Annotated in this window: 23 protein-coding genes; 13 read left to right on the top strand and 10 right to left on the bottom strand. The window is 63.5% G+C overall.

Features of this window, described 5'->3' with window-relative positions:
• Nucleotides 1-128: 128 nt before the first annotated feature.
• Nucleotides 129-1,883, bottom strand: coding sequence for an ABC transporter ATP-binding protein (locus tag AC1DZ8_RS02200; RefSeq protein ID WP_477400287.1), 1,755 nt, complete (start codon nucleotides 1,881-1,883; stop codon nucleotides 129-131).
• 176 nt (nucleotides 1,884-2,059) lie between these two features.
• Here AC1DZ8_RS02200 and AC1DZ8_RS02195 point away from each other — a divergent pair, with 176 nt between their 5' ends.
• A complete protein-coding gene (locus tag AC1DZ8_RS02195; RefSeq protein ID WP_477300372.1) occupies nucleotides 2,060-3,340 on the top strand; it encodes an amidohydrolase family protein in 1,281 nt (426 codons plus the stop codon).
• Between the two features lie 72 nt (nucleotides 3,341-3,412).
• Nucleotides 3,413-4,336: a DMT family transporter gene (locus AC1DZ8_RS02190; protein WP_477300374.1), complete on the top strand. Its 924-nt coding sequence runs from the start codon at nucleotides 3,413-3,415 to the stop codon at nucleotides 4,334-4,336.
• A 64-nt stretch (nucleotides 4,337-4,400) separates the two neighbouring features.
• Here the strand turns inward: AC1DZ8_RS02190 and AC1DZ8_RS02185 are convergent, their stop codons facing one another.
• Nucleotides 4,401-5,303, bottom strand: coding sequence for a phosphotransferase (locus AC1DZ8_RS02185; RefSeq protein WP_477300376.1), 903 nt, complete (start codon nucleotides 5,301-5,303; stop codon nucleotides 4,401-4,403).
• Between the two features lie 107 nt (nucleotides 5,304-5,410).
• Between AC1DZ8_RS02185 and AC1DZ8_RS02180 the strand changes: the two genes are divergently transcribed.
• Nucleotides 5,411-6,043 (top strand): class I SAM-dependent DNA methyltransferase, encoded by a 633-nt coding sequence (locus tag AC1DZ8_RS02180; protein ID WP_477300378.1) that lies wholly within the window; start codon nucleotides 5,411-5,413, stop codon nucleotides 6,041-6,043.
• A gap of 12 nt (nucleotides 6,044-6,055) precedes the next feature.
• Here AC1DZ8_RS02180 and AC1DZ8_RS02175 read toward each other — a convergent pair whose 3' ends face one another.
• Entirely contained in the window at nucleotides 6,056-8,509 is a 2,454-nt protein-coding gene (locus AC1DZ8_RS02175; RefSeq protein WP_477300380.1) for a GcvT family protein, read from the bottom strand.
• A complete protein-coding gene (locus AC1DZ8_RS02170) occupies nucleotides 8,506-9,390 on the bottom strand; it encodes a phosphotransferase (RefSeq protein ID WP_477300382.1) in 885 nt (294 codons plus the stop codon). The genes AC1DZ8_RS02175 and AC1DZ8_RS02170 overlap by 4 nt, the downstream gene beginning before the upstream one ends.
• 420 nt (nucleotides 9,391-9,810) lie before the next feature.
• Here AC1DZ8_RS02170 and AC1DZ8_RS02165 point away from each other — a divergent pair, with 420 nt between their 5' ends.
• The 10 genes from AC1DZ8_RS02165 (at nucleotide 9,811) to AC1DZ8_RS02120 (ending at nucleotide 19,786) form a co-directional block, all read left to right on the top strand.
• Nucleotides 9,811-10,575: a DeoR/GlpR family DNA-binding transcription regulator gene (locus AC1DZ8_RS02165; RefSeq protein ID WP_477300384.1), complete on the top strand. Its 765-nt coding sequence runs from the start codon at nucleotides 9,811-9,813 to the stop codon at nucleotides 10,573-10,575.
• A 159-nt stretch (nucleotides 10,576-10,734) separates the two neighbouring features.
• Nucleotides 10,735-11,334, top strand: a complete 600-nt coding sequence (locus tag AC1DZ8_RS02160) for a class I SAM-dependent methyltransferase (RefSeq protein WP_477300386.1) — start codon at nucleotides 10,735-10,737, stop codon at nucleotides 11,332-11,334.
• Nucleotides 11,331-11,948 (top strand): DedA family protein, encoded by a 618-nt coding sequence (locus AC1DZ8_RS02155; RefSeq protein ID WP_477300388.1) that lies wholly within the window; start codon nucleotides 11,331-11,333, stop codon nucleotides 11,946-11,948. Before AC1DZ8_RS02160 ends, AC1DZ8_RS02155 begins: the two co-directional genes overlap by 4 nt.
• Nucleotides 11,949-12,028: 80 nt before the next feature.
• Nucleotides 12,029-12,940 (top strand): LysR family transcriptional regulator, encoded by a 912-nt coding sequence (locus AC1DZ8_RS02150; protein WP_477267942.1) that lies wholly within the window; start codon nucleotides 12,029-12,031, stop codon nucleotides 12,938-12,940.
• A gap of 268 nt (nucleotides 12,941-13,208) precedes the next feature.
• Nucleotides 13,209-14,363: an ABC transporter substrate-binding protein gene (locus AC1DZ8_RS02145; protein ID WP_477300391.1), complete on the top strand. Its 1,155-nt coding sequence runs from the start codon at nucleotides 13,209-13,211 to the stop codon at nucleotides 14,361-14,363.
• A 178-nt stretch (nucleotides 14,364-14,541) separates the two neighbouring features.
• Complete coding sequence (locus tag AC1DZ8_RS02140; protein WP_477300393.1) at nucleotides 14,542-15,540, top strand: ABC transporter ATP-binding protein; 999 nt, start codon at nucleotides 14,542-14,544, stop codon at nucleotides 15,538-15,540.
• Nucleotides 15,537-16,505, top strand: coding sequence for an ABC transporter permease (locus AC1DZ8_RS02135; protein ID WP_477300395.1), 969 nt, complete (start codon nucleotides 15,537-15,539; stop codon nucleotides 16,503-16,505). The genes AC1DZ8_RS02140 and AC1DZ8_RS02135 overlap by 4 nt, the downstream gene beginning before the upstream one ends.
• Nucleotides 16,495-17,310, top strand: coding sequence for an ABC transporter permease (locus AC1DZ8_RS02130; protein WP_477300397.1), 816 nt, complete (start codon nucleotides 16,495-16,497; stop codon nucleotides 17,308-17,310). The genes AC1DZ8_RS02135 and AC1DZ8_RS02130 overlap by 11 nt, the downstream gene beginning before the upstream one ends.
• A 20-nt stretch (nucleotides 17,311-17,330) precedes the next feature.
• Nucleotides 17,331-18,758 carry a gamma-aminobutyraldehyde dehydrogenase gene (locus tag AC1DZ8_RS02125; protein WP_477300399.1) on the top strand — a complete coding sequence of 476 codons (1,428 nt, stop codon included), beginning with the start codon at nucleotides 17,331-17,333 and terminating at the stop codon, nucleotides 18,756-18,758.
• Nucleotides 18,759-19,087: 329 nt separating this feature from the next.
• Nucleotides 19,088-19,786 carry a hypothetical protein gene (locus AC1DZ8_RS02120; RefSeq protein ID WP_477400286.1) on the top strand — a complete coding sequence of 233 codons (699 nt, stop codon included), beginning with the start codon at nucleotides 19,088-19,090 and terminating at the stop codon, nucleotides 19,784-19,786.
• An 18-nt stretch (nucleotides 19,787-19,804) separates the two neighbouring features.
• Here the strand turns inward: AC1DZ8_RS02120 and AC1DZ8_RS02115 are convergent, their stop codons facing one another.
• From AC1DZ8_RS02115 to fdhD, 6 genes are all read right to left on the bottom strand, one after another.
• On the bottom strand, nucleotides 19,805-20,119 hold the full coding sequence (locus tag AC1DZ8_RS02115; RefSeq protein ID WP_477279241.1) for a hypothetical protein: 315 nt from the start codon (nucleotides 20,117-20,119) through the stop codon (nucleotides 19,805-19,807).
• 11 nt (nucleotides 20,120-20,130) lie between these two features.
• Nucleotides 20,131-20,493 (bottom strand): nuclear transport factor 2 family protein, encoded by a 363-nt coding sequence (locus AC1DZ8_RS02110; protein WP_023688799.1) that lies wholly within the window; start codon nucleotides 20,491-20,493, stop codon nucleotides 20,131-20,133.
• Nucleotides 20,494-20,569: 76 nt separating this feature from the next.
• Nucleotides 20,570-21,049 carry a carboxymuconolactone decarboxylase family protein gene (locus AC1DZ8_RS02105; RefSeq protein ID WP_477400285.1) on the bottom strand — a complete coding sequence of 160 codons (480 nt, stop codon included), beginning with the start codon at nucleotides 21,047-21,049 and terminating at the stop codon, nucleotides 20,570-20,572.
• 109 nt (nucleotides 21,050-21,158) lie between these two features.
• Nucleotides 21,159-22,712 (bottom strand): alpha/beta fold hydrolase, encoded by a 1,554-nt coding sequence (locus tag AC1DZ8_RS02100; RefSeq protein ID WP_477300405.1) that lies wholly within the window; start codon nucleotides 22,710-22,712, stop codon nucleotides 21,159-21,161.
• Between the two features lie 139 nt (nucleotides 22,713-22,851).
• Nucleotides 22,852-23,166, bottom strand: a complete 315-nt coding sequence (locus AC1DZ8_RS02095; RefSeq protein ID WP_477300408.1) for a formate dehydrogenase subunit delta — start codon at nucleotides 23,164-23,166, stop codon at nucleotides 22,852-22,854.
• Nucleotides 23,156-23,986 carry a formate dehydrogenase accessory sulfurtransferase FdhD gene (gene fdhD, locus AC1DZ8_RS02090; RefSeq protein ID WP_477400284.1) on the bottom strand — a complete coding sequence of 277 codons (831 nt, stop codon included), beginning with the start codon at nucleotides 23,984-23,986 and terminating at the stop codon, nucleotides 23,156-23,158. Before fdhD ends, AC1DZ8_RS02095 begins: the two co-directional genes overlap by 11 nt.
• Nucleotides 23,987-23,988: the final 2 nt, after the last annotated feature.

Raw genomic sequence — 23,988 nt, 5'->3', positions numbered from 1 at the left:
GTCGCCGCAGGCGACGGATGAGGGGTGTTCCAGCGGAGTGAGGCGTCGGTGTTCCCTGGAACACCCCTCATCCGTCTCGGCGCCGCGCGCCGATCCACCTTCTCCCACAAGGGGAGAAGGGAGGAGCGCTACGGCATCAACTGATATTCATAAAGCTTCTGATACAGCCCGCCCTGGTTGAGCAGCGTGTGATGCGCGCCGCTTTCAACCACCTTGCCGGCTTCCAGCACCACGATCGTGTCGGCCTGGTGCACGGTCGACAGGCGGTGGGCGATGACGATGGTGGTGCGTCCGACCGTCAGCTGCTGCAGCGCGTCGCGGAACAGCGCTTCCGACTCGGCGTCGAGCGCGCTGGTCGCCTCGTCGAGCAGCAGAATCTCGGCATTGCGCAGCATGGCGCGGGCGATCGAGATGCGCTGGCGCTGGCCGCCTGAAAGCAGCGCGCCGTTCTCGCCGACATCCGTGTCGTAGCCTTTCACCTGGGCGCTGATGAAGTCATGCGCATTGGCGGCCCTTGCGGCGGCCATTACTTCCTCGTCGGTGGCGCCCTCGCGTCCGAGCCGGATGTTGTGCATAATCGTGCCGGCAAACAGGAACGTGTCCTGGCTGACATAGGCGATCTTTTCCCTGACCGAGGCGAGCGTGGCGTCGGAGATGTCCTGGCCATCGAACAGCACCTTGCCGCCCTGCGGGTCGTACATGCGCATGATCAGGTTGAGGATGGTCGACTTGCCGCTACCCGAGGGCCCGACCAGCGCCGTCATCTTGCCGGCCGCTAGCGTCAGATCCAGTCCTTCGAACACCGGCGGGCTTTCCGGATAGGCGAAGCTGACCTTGTCGAAATGGATTTCGCCCGGCCCGGCCAGCAACGGCTTTGCATCCGGCTTTTCGGCCAAGGTCAGCGGCCGGTCGGCGAGCTCGAACATCATGCGCACGCCGACAATGCCGCTCTCCAGCGAGATACGGACGCGCGCCAGGCGCTTTGCCGGCTCATAGGCCAAAAGCAGCGCCGCGATGAAGGCCATGATGTTGCCCGGCATCTGGCCGCCCTCCAGTACCAGAAGCCCGCTGACCAGGACCGACCCGGCAATGGCCAGCCCCGCCAGCGTTTCCATCACCGGGCTGGTGGCAGCTTCCAGCGTGGCGATGTTGTTGGCGCGGTTCTCCACGTCCGACACCGCCTTGTACATGCGCTTGCGCATCGCGCCTTCGAGACCGAAGGATTTGACGACACGCACGCCGATTGCCGTTTCCTGCATCACCTGCACGATCTGGCCGAGCGAGCGGAATTCCTGCTTCGCAATCTTGCGCACACGCTTCAATATGTGGTTGACGCCGTAAATGGCGACAGGCCCGATGACGAAGCAGATCAGCGACAGCCCCGGTTGCTGCCAGACCATGACTCCGACCAGCACAACCATCGTCACCAGATCGCGCACATAGGATGTGACGACGAGGTCGAGCACGCTGCGCGCCGCTTGCGCATTGTTGGTCATGCGGGTGATCAGGTCGGACGACGAGGTCGAATGGTAAAATTCGATGCCTTGCGCCAGGATGCGGTCATAGATCTTGCGCTGTCGGTCGGCGATGATGGCATTGCCGACGCGGCTCATGAAATAGGCCTGGACGAAATTGGCGATGCCTTTGAAGACGAAGATCGCAGCGACCCCTCCGGCGATCAGGTTGACGCGGTCGAGCCTCTTGTAAATCACGAATTCATTGGTGATCTCGCGCAGAATCCAGGCGCTTGCTCCGGTCATGGCGGCCACCACCAGCATCGACGCAATCGCGGCGGCATAGCCGAATTTATGGTCGTGGAAGGATTCCCTGACCAGCCTCGCGATGAGGCGCTGGTTTTCCGTCGAGCGGAAGAAGCGAAACAATGGCGGATCCCATGCCTGACTGAGACGAATTTCGGATTCGCCACGGGGGCGAAAGGCGGCTTATAGAGCGAGTTGTGGTCGGATGGAACCTTTCGCTGTCGCGGCGACAAACCGCTGCGGCACGGTGTCTTTTGCGCCACGATTGTGACGATTGATCTGCAGGGAGATGACGACAGATGGATTTCGACCTTGTTGTGCGCGGCGGAACGCTGCCCGACGGCACCGTCGCCGATCTCGGCATTGTCGGCGAGACGATCATTGCCATCGAGCCCGAACTGCATGTCAGCGCCGGCTCGGCGATCGATGCCTACGGCAATTTGATCTCGCCGCCCTTCGTCGATCCGCATTTCCATATGGACGCCACGCTGTCCTACGGCATTCCGCGCATCAACGCCTCGGGCACGCTGCTCGAGGGCATTTCGTTGTGGGGCGAGCTGAAGCCGCTGCTGACGCATGAAGCGGTGCGGGAGCGCGCGCTCGCCTATTGCGACTGGGCTGTCTCAATGGGCCTGCTCGCCATCCGCACCCATGTCGATGTCTGCGACGACCGGCTGCTGGCGGTCGAGGCGCTGCTCGACGTCAAGAAGATTGTCGCGCCCTATATCGACCTGCAACTGGTCGCCTTCCCGCAGGACGGCTTCTACCGCTCGCCGACGGCGCGGCAGAACACGCTGCGCGCGCTCGACATGGGCGTCGACATCGTCGGCGGCATCCCGCATTTCGAACGCACCATGGCCGACGGCACGCGCTCGGTGACCGAACTGTGCGAAATCGCGGCGAAGCGCGGGCTGATGGTCGACCTGCACTGCGATGAGACCGACGATCCGCTGTCGCGCCATATCGAGCAGCTTGCCTATGAGACGCAGCGCCTCGGCCTGCAGGGCAGGGTGGCCGGTTCGCATCTCACCTCCATGCATTCCATGGACAGTTACTACGTCTCCAAGCTCTTGCCGCTGATTGCCGAGGCCGGGGTGTCGGCCATCCCCAATCCGCTGATCAACATCATGCTGCAGGGCCGCCACGACACCTTCCCCAAGCGCCGCGGCCTGACCCGGGTCAAGGAGATGCTGGCGCTCGGCATCCGTGTCGGCTGGGGCCAGGATTGTGTGCTCGACCCCTGGTATTCGCTGGGCACCGCCGACATGCTCGACGTCGCCTTCATGGGACTTCACGTCGCCCAGATGTCGAGCCCGGCCGACATGGCGCGCTGCTTCGACATGGTCACCAACGTCAACGCCGCCATCATGGGCCTCGATCATCTCGGCCTTGCGGTGGGCAAGCGCGCCAGCTTCGTTATCCTCGACGCAGGTAACCCGATTGAGGCCTTGCGCCTGCGCGCCGAACGGCTGTGCGTCGTCGCCAGGGGCAAGGTGGTGGCCGAGCGCACGAAACAGGAGACGCGGCTGTCGATTGCCGGGCGGCCGCGCGAGGTCAACCGGCGGCACAAAACTGCATAGAGACAGCCGATTTCCGCCGCTGGTCTTACCGATTTGCCTCGTCAAAGCGGTCGCTTGGCGTTAGGAGCCGGCATGGCCCAGCCGCTTGCCCGCAACTTTACGATCAGGAACGTGCTTCTGGCCGGCATTCTCCTGATGCTGGCCGGCGACTTCATGTTCGCGCTGAACGACGCGATGGGCAAATGGCTGGTCGCCAGCTTCTCCGTCGGCCAGGTGGTGCTGATCCGTTCGATCGGCGCCTTCATCGTGCTCGGGCCGATGATCGCCAACCAGGGCACCGCAAAACTGTTCCAGATGGAGCGACCGGTCCTCCAGCTTCTGCGCGTTCTGGCGACGACGGTCGATACCGCTCTGTTCTACGCCGCCGTGGTCTACCTGCCGCTTGCCGATGTGATGAGCTTCTACATGGCCGGGCCGATCTATGTGGCCGCACTTTCGCATTTTCTGCTCGGCGAAAAGGTCGGCTGGCGCCGCTGGGTAGCCATCCTGGTCGGTTTCTGCGGCGTGCTGATCATACTGAAGCCGTCCTCGGCGGCGTTCTCGCAGTCCTCGCTATTCGCGCTGGTCGGCAGCATTGCCTTCGCCTTCGCAATCATCCTCAGCCGCCGCCTGCGCGGCACCAGCGACACCACATTGGTCACCTGGCAGACGATCGGCACGCTACTGGTCGGCGCCGTGATGACCATCGGCGCCTGGAAGACCCCCTCGGCGCTCGATTTCGGCGCCATGCTCCTGCTCGGCATCGTCTCCTGCAGCGCCCATCTGATGATCACAAGGGCGCTGAAGCTGGCGCCTGCCTCGACGCTGGCGCCGCTGCATTACTCCCTGCTTCTATGGGCCGTGATCTTCGGCCTGGCCTTCTTCGGCGACGTGCCGGGACCGCGCACCCTGATCGGCTCGGCTATCGTCGTGCTCGCCGGCCTGTTCATCTTCCACCGCCAGAAGGTGGTCGAGACAGTGGTGCCGCCGGAGAACGTGCCGAAAGGCGTGAACTGACCATCTTCTTGTTTTGACGCAATTCCGGACGGAAAACCGCTTCACACTTTTCCTGGAATTTGCTCTAACCCTTTCGCACAGCCGCCAGGTGCCGTGAAAACTCCGGTGTCTCCATCAGCGCCTTGCAGCGGGCGAAGCGGCCGTCGGCATAGGCGCGGAAATCCTCGACCGGATTGTTGTTGGCAAGCTGGATCAACCCCCACAGCGTCCACAACAGGTCGCACATTGCCTTGTAGATGACGATACGGCCGCGCTCGGCCGGTTTCGCCTCGCCGCCGAAATAGGCGCGCATCATCTCTTCCTCTTGTGCTGTGTCGAACTTGCCCTCAACCGAGAGGTCGCCGAGATCCCAGAGCGGGTCGTTCATGCCCGAATATTCCCAGTCGACGATCCACATCCGCTTGCCCGTATCGAGAAAATTCTCGCACAGCGGGTCGCAATGGCATGCGGCAATCGGCAAAGGGTGGGCGGCAAGCGCGGCCCGCACGCTTTCGGATTCGCGGACAACGTCGTGGTAGCCGGGCGGCAAGGCCACGTCCTTGGTCGATAAAACCTTGAGATAGTCGTCGATCATCGCAAACAACTCGAAGCGGAACGGAAACACCGCGCCGGACGCGTGCAGTTTGCGGAAGGCTTCGCCGGCGCGGGCCGGGCTGCCGGCGCGCAGCTTGAACTTTTCCGGCGACATTGTTTCGGCGCCGGCAACGAAGCGGCTCGCCATCACGCCCGTCTTGGGGTCGACATGCAGAACTTCTGGACTGACGCCGGCTTTGGCTGCCTCGCTCGCGGCGACGGCTTCGTTGGAGCGGTTGATGTACTCATCGGTGCCTTTGCCGGGGATGCGCAGGCAGATATCGCCGGCCCGGAAGACAAGATTGGTCATCCCGCCCAGCCGCTCCAGCGGCCCGTCATAGCCGGCCAGTGCCGGAATCGCCGCAAGTGTTGCGCGTGCCTCGTCCGTCCCCATGCCTGTTGCCCCTGGCGGTGTTATTTCTTGCAACAACGGTTCCACAGTTTTCGCCGTTTGGCTATCATCCGATCGACAATGAGCAGCGAGCTGGCGGAGAAACAGCGATGGCGGGAAACAAGGATAATGGCGGGCTTGGCGCCGCCTATGCGGCGCAACGGCCCGAGGACGTGGCCGCGATCTATGACAACTGGTCGGAAACCTACGATGCCGACATGTCGGCCGCAGGCTATCGCCATCCAACGATCTGCCTGGCCCTGCTCGCCCGCCATCTGCCGCGTGGCGCCGTTCCGCTTCTCGATGCCGGCGCCGGCACCGGGCTGATCGGCGAATGGCTGGCCATCACCGGCTATCCCCAGGTCGAAGCGCTCGACATTTCGCAAGGCATGTTGACCAAGGCGGCGGCAAAGGGCGTCTATTCGGCGCTGCATTGCCTGGCGCTTGGCGGCCCGCTGCCTTTTGCCGACAATGCCTATGCCGGCATCGTCTCGGCCGGCGTCTTCACCTCCGGCCATGTCGGCGCCGAGGGGCTGGACGAACTGATCCGCATCTGCCGGCCGGGCGGCGTCATCGTGCTGACGGTCAAGAACACGCTGTGGAACGCCGGCTTTGGCGAACGCATCGCAGCACTCGAGGCTGAGGGCAGGGTCGTTCGCGCCGAGGAGACCGCGCCCTATGTCTCGATGCCCGGCGAGTCCGATACGGTGCCCAGCCGCGGCCTTGTGCTGCGCGTGAATTGATTCCGGCTCTGCCTATGCCTTGATCCTGCTCATCGTGGGATCATACATCGGTTCGAGATGAATCTTGGCCGGCGTCCGTTCCATCGCCATCACTAGCTCATAGTCGCCCGAGGCAAGAAAATCGTCGCTGACGCCATCGGCGTTGCGGACATAGCCGTAGCCGATGTTCTTAGCCACCGTGTAGCCATAGCCACCACTGGTGAGATAGCCGACCGGCTCGCCATTGCGCAAAATCGTCTCGCGTCCGACCAGCACGATATCGGAATCGTCGACAGTGAAGCCGGCAAAGCGTTTCTTCAGGTCGGCGCCGCTGATCTTTTCAAGTGCCCTTCGGCCGACGAAATCGGTGTTTTTCCTGAGTTTCACGGCCCAACCGAGGCCTGCCTCCTGCGGCGTATCGTTGGGCGTGATGTCGGAACCCCAGGCGCGATAGCCTTTCTCCAGCCGAAGCGATTCCAGCGCCCGATAGCCGATCGGACGGATACCATGCGGCTTGCCCGTTGCCATCAGCGCATCGAAGATCTCACCGGTCGCTGCGATCGGCACATGCAGTTCCCAGCCGAGTTCGCCGACATAGGTGACGCGCAGCGCCCTTACCGTGTGACCGGCGATCTTGATCTCGCGCACATGGCCGAACGGGAAGGCGGCATTCGAGACATCCGCCTCCGTGACCGCTGCCAGCACATCGCGGGCCCGCGGGCCCATCAGCGATAGCGTGCCGAAATCCTCGGTGACGTCCTTCAGCGTCCCGTCGAGATCCTTGCCGACATGGTCGCCGATCCAGGAGAGATCGTGCGTGCGGAAGCCGGTGCCGGTGACGATGTAGAATTTGTCTTCGGCGAGCCTGGCCACCGTCAGGTCTGCTTCGATACCGCCGCGCGTGTTGAGAAGCTGCGTGTAGGTCAGCCGTCCCACAGGCTTGGCGACATCGTTGGCGCAGATCCAGTCCAGCGCCTTCTGTGCGTCCGCACCCGTCATCTCATATTTGGCAAAGGAGGACTGGTCGAAGATGCCGACCTTTTCGCGCACATGCCGGTGCTCGTCACCGACGGCTGAGAACCAGTTCTGCCGGCCCATCGAATAGATGTCTTCGGGCTTGGTGCCCTCGGGTGCGAACCAGTTCGGCCGCTCCCAGCCTAGCTTGGAGCCGAAGACGGCGCGGTGCAGTTTCAGCCGGTCATAGAGTGGCGAGACGATGCGTGGCCGTCCCGAGACGTACTCCTCATGCGGAAAGCCGATCGTGTAGTGCTTGCCATAGGCTTCCAGCGTGCGGTCGCTGACCCATTGCCGGTCGCGGTGCAGTCCGGAAAAGCGCCTGATGTCGACCACCCAGAGGTCGAGCGGCGCCTCGCCGTCGACCACCCATTGCGCCAGCACCCAGCCGGCGCCGCCGCCCGACGCGATGCCGAAGGCGTTGAAGCCGGCGCCAACGAACATGTTGGCGCATTCGGGCGCGACGCCGAGGATGAAATTGCCATCCGGCGTAAAGCTCTCCGGTCCGTTGATCATCTGCTTGACGCCGGCCCGCTCCAGCGCCGGCACGCGCGCGATAGCCTGGTTCATATGCTGCTCGAAATGATCGTAGTCGTCGTCGAACAGGCGGAATTCCCACTCGTCAGGCACATCGCCGCCGGGCAGGCCGGTCGCCCAGGCCTGCGGGTTTGGCTCATAGCCGCCCATCACCAGTCCGCCGACCTCTTCCTTGAAATAGGTGCGGCGGTCGGGGTCGCGAATGGTCGGCGCGTCGGTCGCCAGCCCGTCGATCTTTTCGGTGATGATGTATTGGTGCTTGACCGGCTGCAGCGGCACGGAAATGCCGGCCATCGCGCCGACCTGGCGCGCCCATTGCCCGGCGCAGTTCACCACCTTGTCGCAGGCAATGTCGCCCTTGTTGGTCTTCACCGCGGTGATGCGCCCGTCTTTCATCTCGAAGCCGGTGACGCGGACATCCTCGAACAGTTTGGCCCCATGCATGCGCGCGCCCTTGGCCAGCGACTGCGTGATGTCGGAGGGGCTGGCCTGGCCGTCGGTCGGCAGCCAACTCGCGCCGACGAGGTCGCTGGTCTCCAGCAGCGGCCACATCCTTTTCACTTCCGCCGGCGACAGCAACTGCATATCCATGCCGAAGCTCTTTGCCGTCGTCGCCAGCCTTTTGTATTCGGTCCAGCGGTCGGCATTGGTGGCAAGCCTCAGGCACCCGGTCATCTTCCACCCGGTCGCGAGCCCGGTTTCAGCCTCCAGCCCCTTGTAGAGCTCGACGGAATATTTGAGCACGCGGGTGATCGAGGCCGAGGAGCGCAATTGGCCGACCAGCCCGGCCGCATGCCACGTCGAGCCGGAGGTCAGCTTGCCCTGCTCCAGCAGCACGACATCGGCCTTGTGGTCGCGCGCCAGATGATAGGCCGTCGAACAGCCGATAATGCCACCGCCGATGACGACGATGCCGGCTTGGCTGGGCAAGGTCATGGCTGTGTTCCGTATTTCGTGCGGTAATTGTCCAGCGCCGCGTCGAGCCGCGTCAGGTTCTCTGCGGTATAGGCGACGTAGTCGATGCCGGGCGCATCGAGATAAAGCTCGGAAACCATGCTCCACATCGCCTCGCGCAGCAGCGACGCGCATTGCATGGCGGCGTGCGAGCGGCGGATCGCCTCATCCGGCTCGCGCATGAAATAGGCGGTGAGGAAGGCGAAGGACTCGGCGTCGCTCATCTCGGCGTTGGAGGCAACGCCGGCAAGATCGAACATCGCGGTGTTGAAGCCGGCATATTCGAAGTCGATCAGCCACAGTCTGTCGCCATCGTCAAGAATATTTGCCGGCAAAAGATCATTGTGGCCGAACACGATCGGCAGCAGTTTTTGCGCCCGCTCCAGCTCGTCGGCCAGCGCCAGCAACCGTGGCAGCTCGTCGCGCTTGCGGCTGCCGCCTTCGCTCAGTGTGCGCGCATAGTCGCGGATGACATGGAAGACCCAGAACATGAAGCCGGCGCCGGAGATGTGATTGGGCATCTCGCGATGGAACCCACGCATCAGTGCAGCGACGCGGCCGATATTGGCGCGCACGTCTGCGGCGACATAGGTTTTTGCGCCGAGGAATTCCGTCACCATGATGCCAGGCTCGGAATATCGGACCGCCGGCGCGAAGCCCGCTTCATGCGCAGCCCGCGATGTCATCACCTCGCGGTCGCGAAAGACGTGGTGGAACGGATAGTCCTGGCCGAAGCGCACGACGTGCCGCCCGGACGCGTCCTTGACCAGATAGTTGGCGTTGCTAAGGCCGCCCGGCAGCGGTGCAATGTCGACGCTGCCGTTCCAGCAGGGCAAGGCCCGGATGCGATCTTCAGCAGTCACGGGGCCACCCCTGATTTGGCGGAGACACAACAAGACGGAGGGAACAGCGCAATCAGGGCTGGGGAAACGAAAAAACCTCGTCGGCGCGGGTCGCCGGAACTTCTGTCCAGCGCCGCACCGACGAGCCCCTTTGGCCAGGCTTTGATACCCGGTCTCCGCCCCCGCGGATTTGAAAAACCTTTGTGCCAGATCAATCCCAGACGGTCTGGCCAGACGGTCCGGTCCGTGAATTGCGGCTCTGCCATCACCCTCCCGTGGCAGTTCCGAAGCCTGTCACGCCATCAATGTCACGCCAGTGCCGCCCGGGTGTCAATCAAATGTTGTGACTTTTTTTGGGTGTTTTGCCCGAAAACACCTGCAATTCCTTTAAAAACGTCTGTATTGCCTTAGAACCGGTCATCTCAGCAACTGGGAAGCCACATGATCCATTCGAAACGGCATGGCGAAATCCTCCGTCTCCTGAAGGAAGAGGGCACCGTCACCATTGCCAGCCTGGCGGACCGGCTGGGGGTCTCGCTTGAAACCGTGCGCCGTGATGTCAAGCCGCTCACCGGCAACGGCTCGGTGCTGAAGATGCACGGCGCCATCGGCCTGCCGTCGATGACCGGTGAAGCGCCGTTCGAGCGGCGCATGCGCGACAATGCCGATGCCAAGCGGCTGATTGCCCGCATGGTCGCCGCCACCATCCGCGACGGCGAGTCGGTGATGCTGGACACCGGCACCACAACCTCGTTCCTGGCGCGCGAACTGCTCGGCCACCGGCGGCTGACCGTGGTCACCAACTCGTCCGACATCGCCCGCACGCTGGCCACCGTCAACGGCAACAAGGTCTATATGGCAGGGGGCGAACTGCGCAGCGATTCCGGTGCAGCCTTCGGCGCCTCGGCGATCGACTTCGTCAGCCGCTTCTCGGTCAGCCATGCGGTGATCTCCATCGGTGCTGTCGATGCCGCCGCGGGCCTTGCGGACTATGATCTGGACGAAGCGGAGTTCGCCCGCATGGTGCTATCGCGCGGCCAGCGCTCGCTGGTCATCACCGACCACACCAAATTCGGCCGCCATGGGCTGGTTCAGGTCTGCGGCTTCGACGGCTTTTCCGAACTCGCCACAGACCAGACGCCGCCGCGCGACATTGCCACTGCCCTGGCAGAGGCTGGTGCACGCCTTAGCATCGCAGCCGCTTAGCGAACTCTGATCCCCCGAGCACCGGAGAGCGGAGCGCGTTTCCCGACAAATCTTTCGCTCAAGCCTGCGGCTCGCAATGTTCATGCAATCCGGTCGCCGCAAACAGCGCCTCATCGAAATGCGGGCGAACGAATCGCCCGTATCCGCAGTGAGGTCACCATGCCTGCAAACGACGCCCTGTCTTTCCTCATGGCCTGGACGCTGGCGCCGCTCCGGCTCGGCGCCGTCCCGCCCTCCAGTTCCAGCCTTGCGGCCCTGATCGCGCGCGAGATCGGTCCCGAGACCGGTCAGGTGCTGGAGCTTGGACCTGGCACCGGCCCATTCACGCGGGCGTTGCTGGAGCGGGGTGTCAGGGAGCAGGATCTGACCCTGGTCGAAGCCGACCCAGACTTTGCCTCGCTGCTGACGCGCCGCTTTCCCGCCGCGCGCATCATCGAAGTGGATGCTGTGGGCCTGCGCAATCCGCCTCTGTTCGACAGCCCGGTGGTGGGGGCCGCCATCAGCGGATTGCCGTTTCGGCTGATGTCACCGCGCAAGGCTTTCGCTATACTGGAAGGCGTGTTCGACGCTTTGCGGCCGGGCGCGGCCCTTTACCAGTACACATTGGGCAGCCGCTGCCCTTTCGACCAGACATTGCTCGACAGGCTCGACCTGGAAGCGGTCCGGTTTGGCCGGACCTTCCGCAACTTCCCGCCGGCGACGGTGTATAAGGTGTCCAGGATCAAGAACCTCAAGACCTATGACTGGCGCTTCTCATGACCGATCCGCTGTCGGCGATCCTGGGCCTCGGCCTGCTCGGCGTCGCCTGCCTCGCCTTTACCGAAAAGATTCTGCCGTTACCGCCTTCGCATGTGCTGCTGCTCTTTCTCGGCATGACGGCAGCGCCTGATCTATCGAGGCTGGCGGTCCTGCTCCTTGTGACGACACTGTCCGCCATCACAGGCTGCCTTGTCTGGTATTCCGTGGGACGCAGGATTGGACCCGATCGTGCCGACAGGTTGGTCGAGCGTTTCGGCAAATATGTCTGCCTGCGCTATGCGACCTATTCCAGGCTTGGCGAGGCCTATCGCCGCCATCATGTCAGGGTCTCCTTGCTGGCGCAGTTCATCCCGACGGTGCGCAACTATCTGCCGATCGCCGCCGGTGCGCTTTGTCTGCCGCCCTTGCCCTTCGCGGCGGCGACGCTGCTCGGTGCCACGCTTTGGAACACGGGCTTTCTGGTCACCGGTTATCTCATGCGCGGCAGCGGCCGGGATTCCTATGCCATAGGCTTTCGCATCATCGTCATCGTGGTAGCGCTGGAAGCGACCTTCATGCTTGCCTTGCGTTATGGTCCGGAGTGGCGGCGGCGCATCAGGCTGTTGTTCGGCTGAGCGTGGGGCGTCAGCTATCCTGCCAGGGATAAGCCAGCCGCCTGCTTTCTTTCCCTGCCGCGCCGGTGTTTAGTCCGGCCATGGCCTTCACCATCCGCCAGCTGCAGTTCTTCATAGCCGTCGCCGAGCAAGGCACGGTGTCAGGCGCAGCACAAAACCTCTCCATCTCGCAATCCTCGGTCACCGAGGCGATCAAGGAACTGGAGAGCGATCTCGGCGTCGAACTGTTTGAGCGCCATCCACGCGGCCTCAACATCACCCACAAAGGCCACCAGTTCCTGCGCCATGCGACCAAGATCCTGGCCGACGTTTCCGATGCGCGCCGCGCTTTCTCCGACGAGCAGGTGGTGGCCGGCGGACGCTTGCAGCTTGGCGTCACCTCGCTGGTCGCCGGCTATGTGCTGTCCGATCTTCTGGCGCGCTACCGCCGCGCCTATCCCGGCGTCGATGTCTCGGCCATCGAGGACAATGGCGACTATCTCGAGCACCTGCTGATCGGCGGCAAGCTCGACATCGCCGTCATGGTCACCTCTAACCTGCGTGACCGCACGGCGCTGCAGTCGGAAATCCTCGAAGTCTCGGCCTACCGGCTGTGGGTGCCGCTCAGCCATAAACTGGCCAGCGCCGACATTATCGGCATTGGCGACATTGCCGGCGAACCGCTGATCATGCTCACCGTCGACGAGATCGAGGAAAGCACCGGCAAGCTTCTGGCGGCGATCGGCGCCAAGCCCTATGTCGCCTTTCGCACCCGCTCGGTCGAAGCAGTGCGCAGCCTCGTCGCCACCGGCGCCGGCGTGGCGCTGCTGCCCGACCTCGTCTACCGGCCATGGTCACTGGAAGGTGACCGCATCGAATCGCGTGATATCTCAGGCACTTTGCCGGTGGTCCAGGTCGGCATGGTCTGGCGCCGCGGCTCCGGCCTGCCGCAAGCGGCGCGCGACTTCATCGGCCTTGCCCAGTCGCAGCGCACAGTACGCCAGCAGCGCTGATAGTCTTTCTGTTTTTATGCACGTCGTTCTCTTAAAACCGGGCCACTTTTGAGCGACATGCATTCGGTATCTATCTATCGGAAAAACCGATATCGTGTTTCTGATAAATGAATTTGCGAAACCGGAATTTTCCAAGCACTTTTCATTTCAGGGACCGAACCGCCGCTAGAGCGGTAAGCGTCCATCGGACGAACTGACGCTTTTCAGCCTGCGGCTGACCGCAGCGAAGACCGGCTTCGCAGTCAGGCGCCAAAATGGGAGATTGACGATGAATTCATTTCTGAAGACGTGCACGGCTTTGACGGTCGCGCTGACCTTTTCCGGTCAGGCCGTCGCCCAGGTCAAGGAGCTTGGCAAGGGCGAAGGCGAGGTCAGCATCGTTGCCTGGCCCGGCTATATCGAGCGCGGCGAAACCGACAAGGGTTATGACTGGGTGACCTCCTTCGAGAAGGAGAGCGGCTGCAAGGTCAACGTCAAGACCGCCAACACCTCCGACGAGATGGTCTCGCTGATGAATGAGGGCGGCTTCGACCTCGTCACCGCCTCGGGCGACGCCTCGCTGCGCCTTGTCGCCGGCAAGCGCGTGCAGCCGATCAACACCGATCTGATCCCGAGCTGGAAGAGCGTCGACGACCGGCTGAAGGATGCGCCCTGGTTCACCGTCGACAAGGTGCATTACGGCGTCCCCTATCAGTGGGGCCCGAACGTCCTGATGTACAACACCGATGTCTTCAAGGAAGCGCCCAAGAGCTGGAACATCGTCTTCGAGGAAATGAACCTTCCCGACGGCAAGTCGAACAAGGGCCGCGTCCAGGCCTATGACGGTCCGATCCACATTGCCGACGCCGCCAACTATCTGATGTTCCACAAGCCGGAACTCGGCATCAAGAATCCCTACGAACTGAACGAAGACCAATACAAGGCCGCGCTCGACCTGCTGCGCGTCCAGCGCACGCTGGTCGGCCGCTACTGGCATGACGCCGCCATCCAGGTCGACGACTTCCAGAACGAAGGCGTCGTCGCCTCGGGTTCCTGGCCCTACCAGGTCAACACGCTGGTCGCCGCCAAGAAGCCGGTCGCCTCGACCGTGCCGGAAGAAGGCGTCACCGGCTGGGCCGACACCACAATGATGGAGGCCGACGCCGCCCATCCGAACTGCGCCTATATGTGGCTCGAGCATTCTCTGTCGCCCAAGGTCCAGGGCGACGTCTCGGCCTGGTTCGGTTCGTTGCCGGTCGTGCCCGCCGCCTGCAAGGGCAACGAGCTTCTGACCGACGAAGGCTGCAAGACCAACGGCTACGACAATTTCGACAAGATCAAGTTCTGGAAGACCCCGGTCTCCAAGTGCGCCACCCAGAACGACCAGTGCGTGCCCTATTACCGCTGGGTGTCTGACTATATCGGCGTCATCGGCGGGCGGTAATTTCGCCTTTACCCTCCCCCTTGTGGGGAGGGTCGACGCGCAGCGTCGGGGTGGGGGTCTGCCCGATAGGTCAGCGCTATCACCCCCACCCGCGGCTTCGCCGCGACCTCCCCTATCGAGGGGGAGGTAGGGCCCCGCGCGACATCAGAAGATCAACCAGGCAACAGACTGGCAGCCCATGACCTCGGCCGTTTCCTTCCAGAAAGTGTCTCGCCATTTCGGCAGCGTTCGCGCCGTCGATGCGGTCGATCTCGATATCGTGCCGGGCGAGTTCTTCGCCATGCTCGGCCCGTCCGGTTCGGGCAAGACCACGTGCCTGCGTCTCATTGCCGGTTTCGAGCAGCCGACCTCGGGCTCGATCTCGATCTTCGGCGAGCGTGCCGAGGGCGTGCCGCCCTATCGCCGCAACGTCAACACAGTCTTCCAGGACTACGCGCTGTTCCCGCATCTGAACGTTCTCGACAACGTCGCCTACGGGCTGATGGTCAAGGGCGTCGGCAAGGCCGAACGGCAGAAGGCGGCGGAAGAGGCGCTGTCGCTGGTGCGGCTTCCCGGCTATGGCGCCCGCCGTCCGGGCCAGCTCTCCGGCGGCCAGCGCCAGCGCGTCGCGTTGGCGCGTGCGCTGGTCAACCAGCCCAAGGTGCTTTTGCTCGACGAGCCGCTCGGCGCGCTCGACCTCAAGTTGCGCGAGAACATGCAGGACGAGCTGAAGTCGTTGCAGAAGGCGCTCGGCATCACCTTCGTCTTCGTCACCCATGACCAGGGCGAGGCGCTGTCGATGGCCGACCGTGTCGCCGTTTTCAATGACGGCAAGATCATGCAGATCGGCACGCCGGAAGACATCTACCAGCGGCCGAAGACTCGCTTCGTCGCCGATTTCGTCGGCTCGTCCAACGTCCTGCCGCCGGATTTCGTCCAGCGTTACTCCGGCCAGCACCGCTGGGGCAGCCTGCGTCCTGAATCCATCCGCATCGGCCGCGCCGCGAAAGGCGAAGGCGTTGCCGCCCGCCTGGTCGGAACCAACTATCTCGGCGCCACCACAAAGCTTGCACTCGATGCCGATGGGCTGCGGCTGCACGCCATCGTGCCGGCCGGCACAAAACTGCCGGCGGAAGGCGAAGCAGTGGTGCTGACGTTTAATCGCGAGCACCTGCATCTGATGGATGAGCCGGCATGAGCGTCGACGCCGCCATGCCGCGCGCCACCGCACCCGCCATCTTGCCGGGCAGCGGCGGCATGCGTGGAGCGCTGTCCGACCTGTTCTGGCGTCGGCCGCAACTCCTGCTCTTCCTCATGCTGCTGCCGCCGGTTCTCTGGCTGGGCGTCGTCTATATCGGCTCGCTGTTCGCGCTGCTGGCGCAGAGCTTTTTCTCGATCGACGAATTCTCGGGCCTCATCAACCATGAGTTCACGCTGAAGACCTATGGTGACCTGTTCCAGGCCGCCAATCTCGACATCATCCTGCGCACGGTGACGATGGCGGTGCTGGTCACGCTGGCCTCCGCCGTCATCGCCTTCCCCATCGCGTACTATGCGGCGCGCTATGCCCGCGGCCGCTGGAAGGCGCTATTTTATCTTGGCGTCATGCTGCCGCTGTGGTCGAGCTACCTAGTCAAGATCTATGCCTGGAAGCTGATCCTCGCCAAGGAAGGCATTTTGACCTGGCTGCTCGCCAAACTGCATCTGCTCTGGGTGCTCGACGGCTGGCTGTCGCTGCCGGTCGTCGGCGGCAACTCACTGTCGGTCTCCGCCACCGGTACCTTCATCGCCTTCGTCTATGTCTGGCTGCCCTTCATGATCCTGCCGGTGCAGGCGGCATTGGAGCGCGTGCCCGGCAATCTGGTCGAGGCGTCCTCCGACCTTGGCGCGTCGCCGGGCCAGACGTTCCGCAACGTACTGTTCCCGCTGGCACTGCCCGGCATCGTCGCCGGCTCGATCTTCACATTCTCTCTGACGCTGGGCGACTACATCATCCCGCAGATCATCGGCACATCTAGGCTGTTCATCGGCCAGGCCGTTTACTCGCAGCAGGGCACTGCCGGCAACATCCCACTCGCCGCCGCCTTCACCGTGGTGCCCATCGTCATCATGGGTTTCTACCTCTGGGGCGCCAAGCGCATGGGGGCCTTCGATGCGCTCTGATGGTTCGCAATCGGCTCCGCTTAGCCTCAAGATCGCAGCTGCCTGCGGCCTCCTCTTCCTGCATCTGCCGATCCTGCTGATCTTCGTCTACGCCTTCACCACCGAGGAAAAGAGCTTCGTCTGGCCGCCGCCGGGGCTGACCACGCAATGGTTCGCCGTCACCTGGAACCGGCCGGATGTCTGGCAGGCGCTGTCGCTCTCGGTCCGCGTCGCCGCCATCTCGACGGCGATCGCACTGATCCTGGGCACGCTGTGCGCCGCCGCCGTATCGCGAACGAAATTCTTCGGCCGCGAGACCATCTCGCTGCTGGTCATCCTGCCGATTGCGCTGCCCGGCATCATCACCGGCATCGCGCTGCGCTCGGCCTTCTCGCTGGCCGACATACCGTTCTCGTTCTGGACGATCGTACTCGGCCACGCCACCTTCTGCGTGGTCGTCGTCTACAACAATGCGGTCGCCCGTTTCCGCCGCTCCTCGGGCTCGATGATCGAGGCCTCGATGGATCTCGGCGCCGACGGCTTTCAGACCTTCCGGCATGTCGTGCTGCCCAACATCGCGACCGCATTGCTTGCCGGCGGCATGCTGGCCTTCGCGCTGTCCTTCGACGAGGTCATCGTCACCACCTTCACCGCCGGCCAGCAGCAGACCGTGCCGATCTGGATGCTGGAGGAGCTGATCCGGCCGCGCCAGCGCCCGGTCACCAATGTCGTCGCCATGGTTGTGGTTCTGGTGACGCTGCTGCCCATCCTGTTTGCCTATTACCTGACCCGCGACGGCGACCAGATCGCCGGCTCGGGCAAATAACCGATAAGGGAGAGATGTCCATGGACACCCAGATGCTGATCGGCTCGATCTTCGACAAGGGCACCGAGACCGAGGAACCGATCCTCAATCCAAAGACCGGGGCGACCATTCTCAACCTGCCGGAAGCAAGCCCGGCGCAGATCGAGGCTGCTGTCGCGGCGGCGGAAAAGGCGTTCGTCACCTGGTCGCGGACCACGCCGGCGCAACGCTCGGCCTGTCTCCTCAAGATCGCCGACCGCATCGAGGCCGACGCCAAGGAGTTCGCCGCGCTCGAAGCGCTGAACTGCGGCAAGCCGATCAATGCCGTGCTCAATGATGAAATCCCGGCGATCGTCGACTGCTATCGCTTCTTTGCCGGCGCTGTGCGTTCCATGCCGGGCGTGGTCGCTGGCGAATATCTCCCCGGCCACACTTCGATGGTGCGGCGCGATCCGATCGGCATCGTCGCTTCGATCGCGCCCTGGAACTATCCGCTGATGATGATGGCCTGGAAACTGGCGCCGGCAATTGCCGGCGGCAACACCGTCGTCTTCAAGCCGTCGGAGCAGACGCCGCTGACGGCGCTGAAACTGGCGAAAATCCTGGCCGAGGTGCTGCCCGAAGGCGTCGTCAACGTCGTGCTCGGCCGCGGCGACAGCGTCGGCAACACGCTGATCAACAACGCCAAGGTCAATATGATCTCGATCACCGGCGACGTCGCCACCGGCAAGAAGGTGCTGCAGGCCGCTGCCAAGTCGGTCAAGCGCACACATCTCGAACTCGGCGGCAAGGCGCCGTTCATCGTCTTCGACGACGCCGACCTCGGCGCCGTGGTCAACGGCTTGCGCGCCTTCGGCTACTACAATGCCGGCCAGGACTGCACGGCTGCTTGCCGCATCTATGCCGGCAAGAAGATCTACGACAAGCTCGTCGCCGACCTGTCCTCGGCGGTCTCGACCATCAAGTACAACCAGCCCGACGACACCGAAAACGAGATCGGCCCGCTGATCTCGCGCCGCCAGCGCGACCGCGTCTCGAGCTTCGTCGAGCGCGCGTCGGAATTGAAGCACATCGAGATCACCACCGGTGGCAAGCCGGGCGAGGGCTCCGGCTTCTACTACCAGCCGACCGTGGTTGCCGGCGCGCTGCAGGAGGACGAGATCGTGCGCCGCGAAGTGTTCGGCCCGGTCGTCTCGATCACGCGCTTCTCCGAGGTCGACGAAGCCGTAAACTGGGCCAATGACAGCGATTATGGTTTGGCGTCCTCGGTTTGGACCAAGGACGTTTCGCGCGCCATGGCGACGGCAGCACGTCTTCAGTATGGCTGCACCTGGATCAACACCCATTTCATGCTGACCAACGAGATGCCGCATGGCGGGCTGAAACAGTCCGGCTACGGCAAGGACATGTCGCTTTACGCGCTGGAGGACTATACCGCCGTTCGGCATGTGATGGTGGCTCATGGGTGAGGAGCGGTCCGCGCAGTGGACGAAAAGCCCCTAAATGGGCTTTTCGAGCGACGAACGGTGAAGGCCCGGTTCGCCTTCGGGCGAATAAAAAGGTCCGGTGGACCTTTTTAAGGGACTGAACGCCCGAAGGGCAGGGAGCCATAGCGAAGGGCCGGGAGGCCGTCGAGACGAAGTATGCGTCGGCTATCTCTAAAATATTCGCTGCGCCGTTTTCTGTATATTAAGCGTAAGTTACTTTCACCGCGCGGCGATAGTTCACAATTTACTGAATATTCAACCTGAACGAGCAGCCTCCTTGCCGAGAAACCGCGCGGCGAGGGGGTTTGCGCATGAATACGACCAAGATCAAGCTGGTCATGATTGGGGGCTTCTGCCTGGTGATGGCCTTCTTCGGCGGCAAGGACATGCTGAAGAAAGGCGGTTGGCCGGAAGTGCCGGCCGAAGTCATCGCGGTCAACGTCGAATGCGACATGGAATCGACTGCCCACAAGGTCGTCTACAAGACTGTCAGCACCGCCACGATCCCCTGCGAACTGGTTGAGGCGTTCAAGACGGTGCACGCGGACAAAGAGTGGAAGGTGAAGCAGAAATTCACCGGCACCTTGCGTGTCGGCACTGGTTCTGATGCCGTCGAGACGACGATGGAGCTGAACAAGGACGGCGGCCGTGAGCCGCAGGTCGGCGACAAGCTCACCGTCGTCCAGAACCCCGCCAAGCCGACCCAGATCGAGCGCACCGGCATGACCGGCGCGCGTCTGACGATCGTCATCGGCGGCGGATTGCTCGGCGCGCTGCTTCTCTATCTTGCTTTCAAGCCCCGCCGGCGGGCAGAGGCCTACGCTGCGGCCGGCAACCTTGCCGGCAATGCAGGCGCGGACCAGGGCGCCCGCCAGGCCGACGCCCTGATAGCGGCTGCCCTGGCCAAACAGGCAACGCTGCCCAATCAGCCGTCGCGTGTCGCGGCGACCGGATTGGCCAGGGAAGGCCGCTTCGCCGGGCAGAAAACGAATTTCGGCCGCCGCAACTGACGGCCGAATCGCGCAGTCCTACTCCACGATGCGGTAGATGTTCCAAAGGCTGGTGCCCGACACGACGAAGGGCTCAATCTCCTTGCCCCATTTGGCGTGGGCATCGATCTTGCCGATCCTGGCAAAGAAACTCTCCAGCTGGGCAAGGCTTTCGACCTGATGATGCGATTCCACCGTCGCTTCCCGGGCGCCGATCGAACCCGTCATGATCTGGAACTTGAGGTCGGCAATGCCGACCTGAGAGCCGATCTCGCGCTCCCATTTCTTGAGCAGTTCAAGCACGGTCTGCTTGTGCCCGAATTTGGCGTCGATCTGCCATCTGGCGCTGAACATGTCTCTCCTCCTCACTCGTCCCAGGCCTGCACGACGGTCTGTCGTGCAATCCGCCCGTTTTTCAACTCCAGCATCGCAGCGCAGAACACTTTCGTTCCGTCCGGATAGGCGCAGGCCTGGGTGAAGGCGAGGTTGTCGCCATCGGCGATGGTGGTGTCGACCTTGTGGGTCATCGCCCGGCTGCAGATATCGTCCCAGAACGTGCTGATCGCCGCCCGGCCGCGTATCTCGCGCGGCTTGCTCGGCGGGTTGTTGCGATCAATTACCCGCACCAGCGCATCGTCGGCGTAGAAGCTCGCCAGCATCCTGCCGTCCCGTCCCTCGATCGCTTTCTTGATCGCCGCGCCGTCCACGCTTTGCGTCTTGGTCAGCATTTTCTCCTCCATGGCCCGTCGGTCGGGCGGTTGATGATCACAAGCACTGCCGGCGCCCATCGCCGGGCAGCGTCTTTCACTGCGACTTGGCTTTGATGGCCGCGAACACACCGTCGGTCTGCTGTTTGAAGGTCGCGAAGTCGACCTGGCTGCCGTTGAGCATCGTCGACCAGTGGCGCACGATGGCTGCCATCGCGATCGCCTCTTTGATCTCCTCATCGGTCGCGCCATTGAGCTTGGCCGCCTCGGTGTGGAAATAGATGCAGTACTGGCACGGGATCTGTGAGGCGACGGCCAGCCCCATCAGCTCCTTGGTCTTGCCGTCGAGCGCGGTTTTGGGGTTGAGCTGCACGCCCTTGATCTCGGCCCAGGCGCCGGCAACCGCAACGTCGGGCAGCGTCTTGAACATGTCCGGCACCGAGCCGAGCGTCGCCTCGATGTCCTTGTAGGCGGCGGCCGCCGAGGCATCCTCGGCCTTGGCAGGGGCGATGGTGAACAGCGCGCCAACGCTTGCCGCGATCACCAGCGATTTGATCGACCTGTTTGACTTCAGCATTGCATCCTCCGTTCGCAGCGCCTTCCCGGCGACATCCGCCTGGGCTGCATGGAGAGAATTGGTAGCGCCTGCGCGCCCTTGGCCGCTTCGCCCGAAAGCGCCATGGCTCCTATGGCCCGTCCGGGCCAGTGTGCCTGGCGGAAAATGCCGCTGCCGCCGCCCGCGACGGCAGGTCGAGCTTCAGCAATATGTTGGCGACGTGACGCTTGACCGTATGCTCGCTCAGCCTCAGCTCGACAGCGATTGCGGCATTGCTCTTGCCGTCGGCGATAAGACCCACCACCTCGCTTTCGCGCGCCGTCAGTTGGGCCGGCTCGGCAGGCCTGGCCTTCGGACGGCAGGCGGGCTCGAGATGCTGTTCCGACGTCGCCTGGACCAGCGCCAGCGGCTCGTCCAGTTCATCCACGGTGACACGCCCGGCATCGATGAAATGCAGGCCGGAACCGGCCGCCAGGTCAGCGACCAGCCGCGACGCCAGAATATCGCCGCGCCCGGCATGGGCGGCGATCTGCATCGTCACCCGTGCCATCAGCCCGACCGGCGGCCCGCGCATCTCGACCTCGCCGACATGCGCGCCCTGCGCGCATGCAATGCCCATATGTTGCGCCGCATCGCGCAGCGCCGCCGCGCAGCGTATGGCCCGCGCTGGCCCGTCGAAGCGCGAGATCATCAATTCGCCATGGATGCCGGCGACGCGTCCGCCATGACGGCCGACCAGCTGCCGCCAGCTCTCCTGGAAGCGCAGGCTGCGTTCGCTCCACATGCGGTCGCCCACCCGCGCCGTGTCGTAGATGCGTGTCGCCAGAAGAGCGGCAAGCACGCGATCCGCTTCGGCCACGGCACGCTCGCCGGTAAGGAATTCCTCGAGCAGGTCTGCTACCCGGTCGACGTCGCCGGTCCAGATCGGGTGGTCGCGGCCGGGGATTTCGACCAGCCGCGCATTCGCGATCTTTTTCGCCAGGAAGCGGCTGGCGTCGGGGTCGACCCGCACATCGTTGCGGCGATGGAGGAGCAGCGTCGGTGCCCGGATCGCCGAAAGCACGTCGCGCACGTCGATGTCGGCATTCATCCGGGCCAGCGCCGCCGCTGCCGTCGGGCTGGCCGACAGCCGTTCAAATCGCCCCCACCACTGGGTGAAATGCGGGTCATCGACGCGGCCCGGCGCGAAGTTGGGCAGAGTGGCGCCGGTGCCCCAGGCCGTCCCGGCGGTCGCGATGAAGGCCTCGAGGCGATCCGGCGGCATCACCCATTTGTGGAAATGCGCATAGCCGCCATAAAGCGCCAACGCCCGTGTCCGCTCCGGATAAGTGGCGGCAAACAGCATTGCCAGCGGCGCACCTTCCGAGGCACCGAGCAGGGCGGCACGGCCGCTGCCGGTGGCATCCATCACCGCGCGCACATCGTCCATTCGGGTTTCGAGACTGGGCAGATGGCGTGGGTCGACGCGGTCAGACAGGCCGGTGCCGCGCTTGTCAAACAGGATCAGCCGCGAGAACGCCGAAAGCCGTTTCAACAGCCTGGTATAGCCTTCGTCTTCCCAATGCAGGTCGAGATTGGAGATGAAGCCGGGCACGAAAACCAGGTCGAACGATCCCTGGCCGACCACCTGATAGGCTATCCGCACGTCGCCACTGAGGGCATATCGCGTCTCGATCGGCCTCACGATTCCATCCCGCCCGGCCAGACGATTTCTGATCGCCGACCATAGCAGACGCCTGCAGGATGCGGCAGTCAAACTTTAGAAGACGGGAATATAGCCTGGCGACCCGAACCGCTTTCGTCCGGCTATTCCTGGGGAGGGGCTATTTCTGGGGAGCGGCGCTCTCTGCACCCGTGGGTTGGACGTAGTCGATGCTCATATCGGCCTGCTCCTCGGTCTTCGGCCGCTTGATCCGGGCCGAGGCCACGACGACGAGCTCGTCGAAATCTTCGCCGCCGCTGTCCAGCATCTCGAAGAACTGGCGGCGCATCCTGGGCTCCCAGAACTTGTTGATGTGCTCGGCTACGCCAGCTACGCCCTCCTCGCGCGGCCTCGAATGGAAAAAGGCGGCAATCTGGTTGGCCATCCGCACCAGCTTTTCCCTGGTGCTCGTGATGTGGTCTTCGTCATGCGACATGCTGGGCAACTCCCAAGACCACCCGTTCCGGGTGGGTGAAAACATCGAAATCGTCGCCGCGCACCAAGGCCACCAGTGTCATACCGGCTTCTTCGGCAGTGCGGATGGCAAGTGCTGTCGGCGCCGAGACAGCCATGATGAAAGCCGAGCCGATGGCCGCCGTCTTCTGCACCATCTCGACCGAAACGCGGCTGGTCACGACAACAGCGCCGGTGGCGCCGCCGATGCCGGCCCTTGCAAGCGCGCCGGCCAGCTTGTCCAAAGCATTGTGGCGGCCGACATCCTCGCGCGCCATGACGATGCCTTTGCCCGGTACATAGAAGCCCGCGGCATGCACGGCGCCGGTTTCCGAATGCAGTGGCTGTACCTTGGACAACAGCCTGACCGAGCGAACGATATCGTCAGCCGCAAGCGTAAGTGTTGACGCACCAACCTTGTCGACCGAGCGCATCGCTTCCTCGATGGATTCGATGCCGCACAGCCCGCAGCCGACCGGCCCGGCCAAGCGCCGGCGCCGCGCCTCGAAGCGGGTGTTGGCCTGATCCTTCAGCCGGATTTGAATGTCGATCCCGGCGCCGTGGTCCTCGACCTCGATCGCCTCGATTTCGTCGGGCAACGCGATGATGCCTTCGGTCAGCGAGAAGCCGAGCGCAAAATCCTCGAAATCGGCTGGGCTCGCCATCATCACCGCATGTGTGGTGCCGGCGAACGAGAACGCCACCGGCGTCTCCTCCGGCACCATGCGATTGGCCGCGGTCGTGCCGCTGGCGCGGTGCGCCAGCCGCGAGATCTGCGTCGTTGCTTTGCGGCGCGCGGCCAAGA

It is taken from the genome of Mesorhizobium sp. P2_F7 (genome assembly GCF_056403695.1).
Note: the sequence above shows the minus strand (reverse complement) of the source record. Positions and strands in the feature narration are given on the sequence as shown.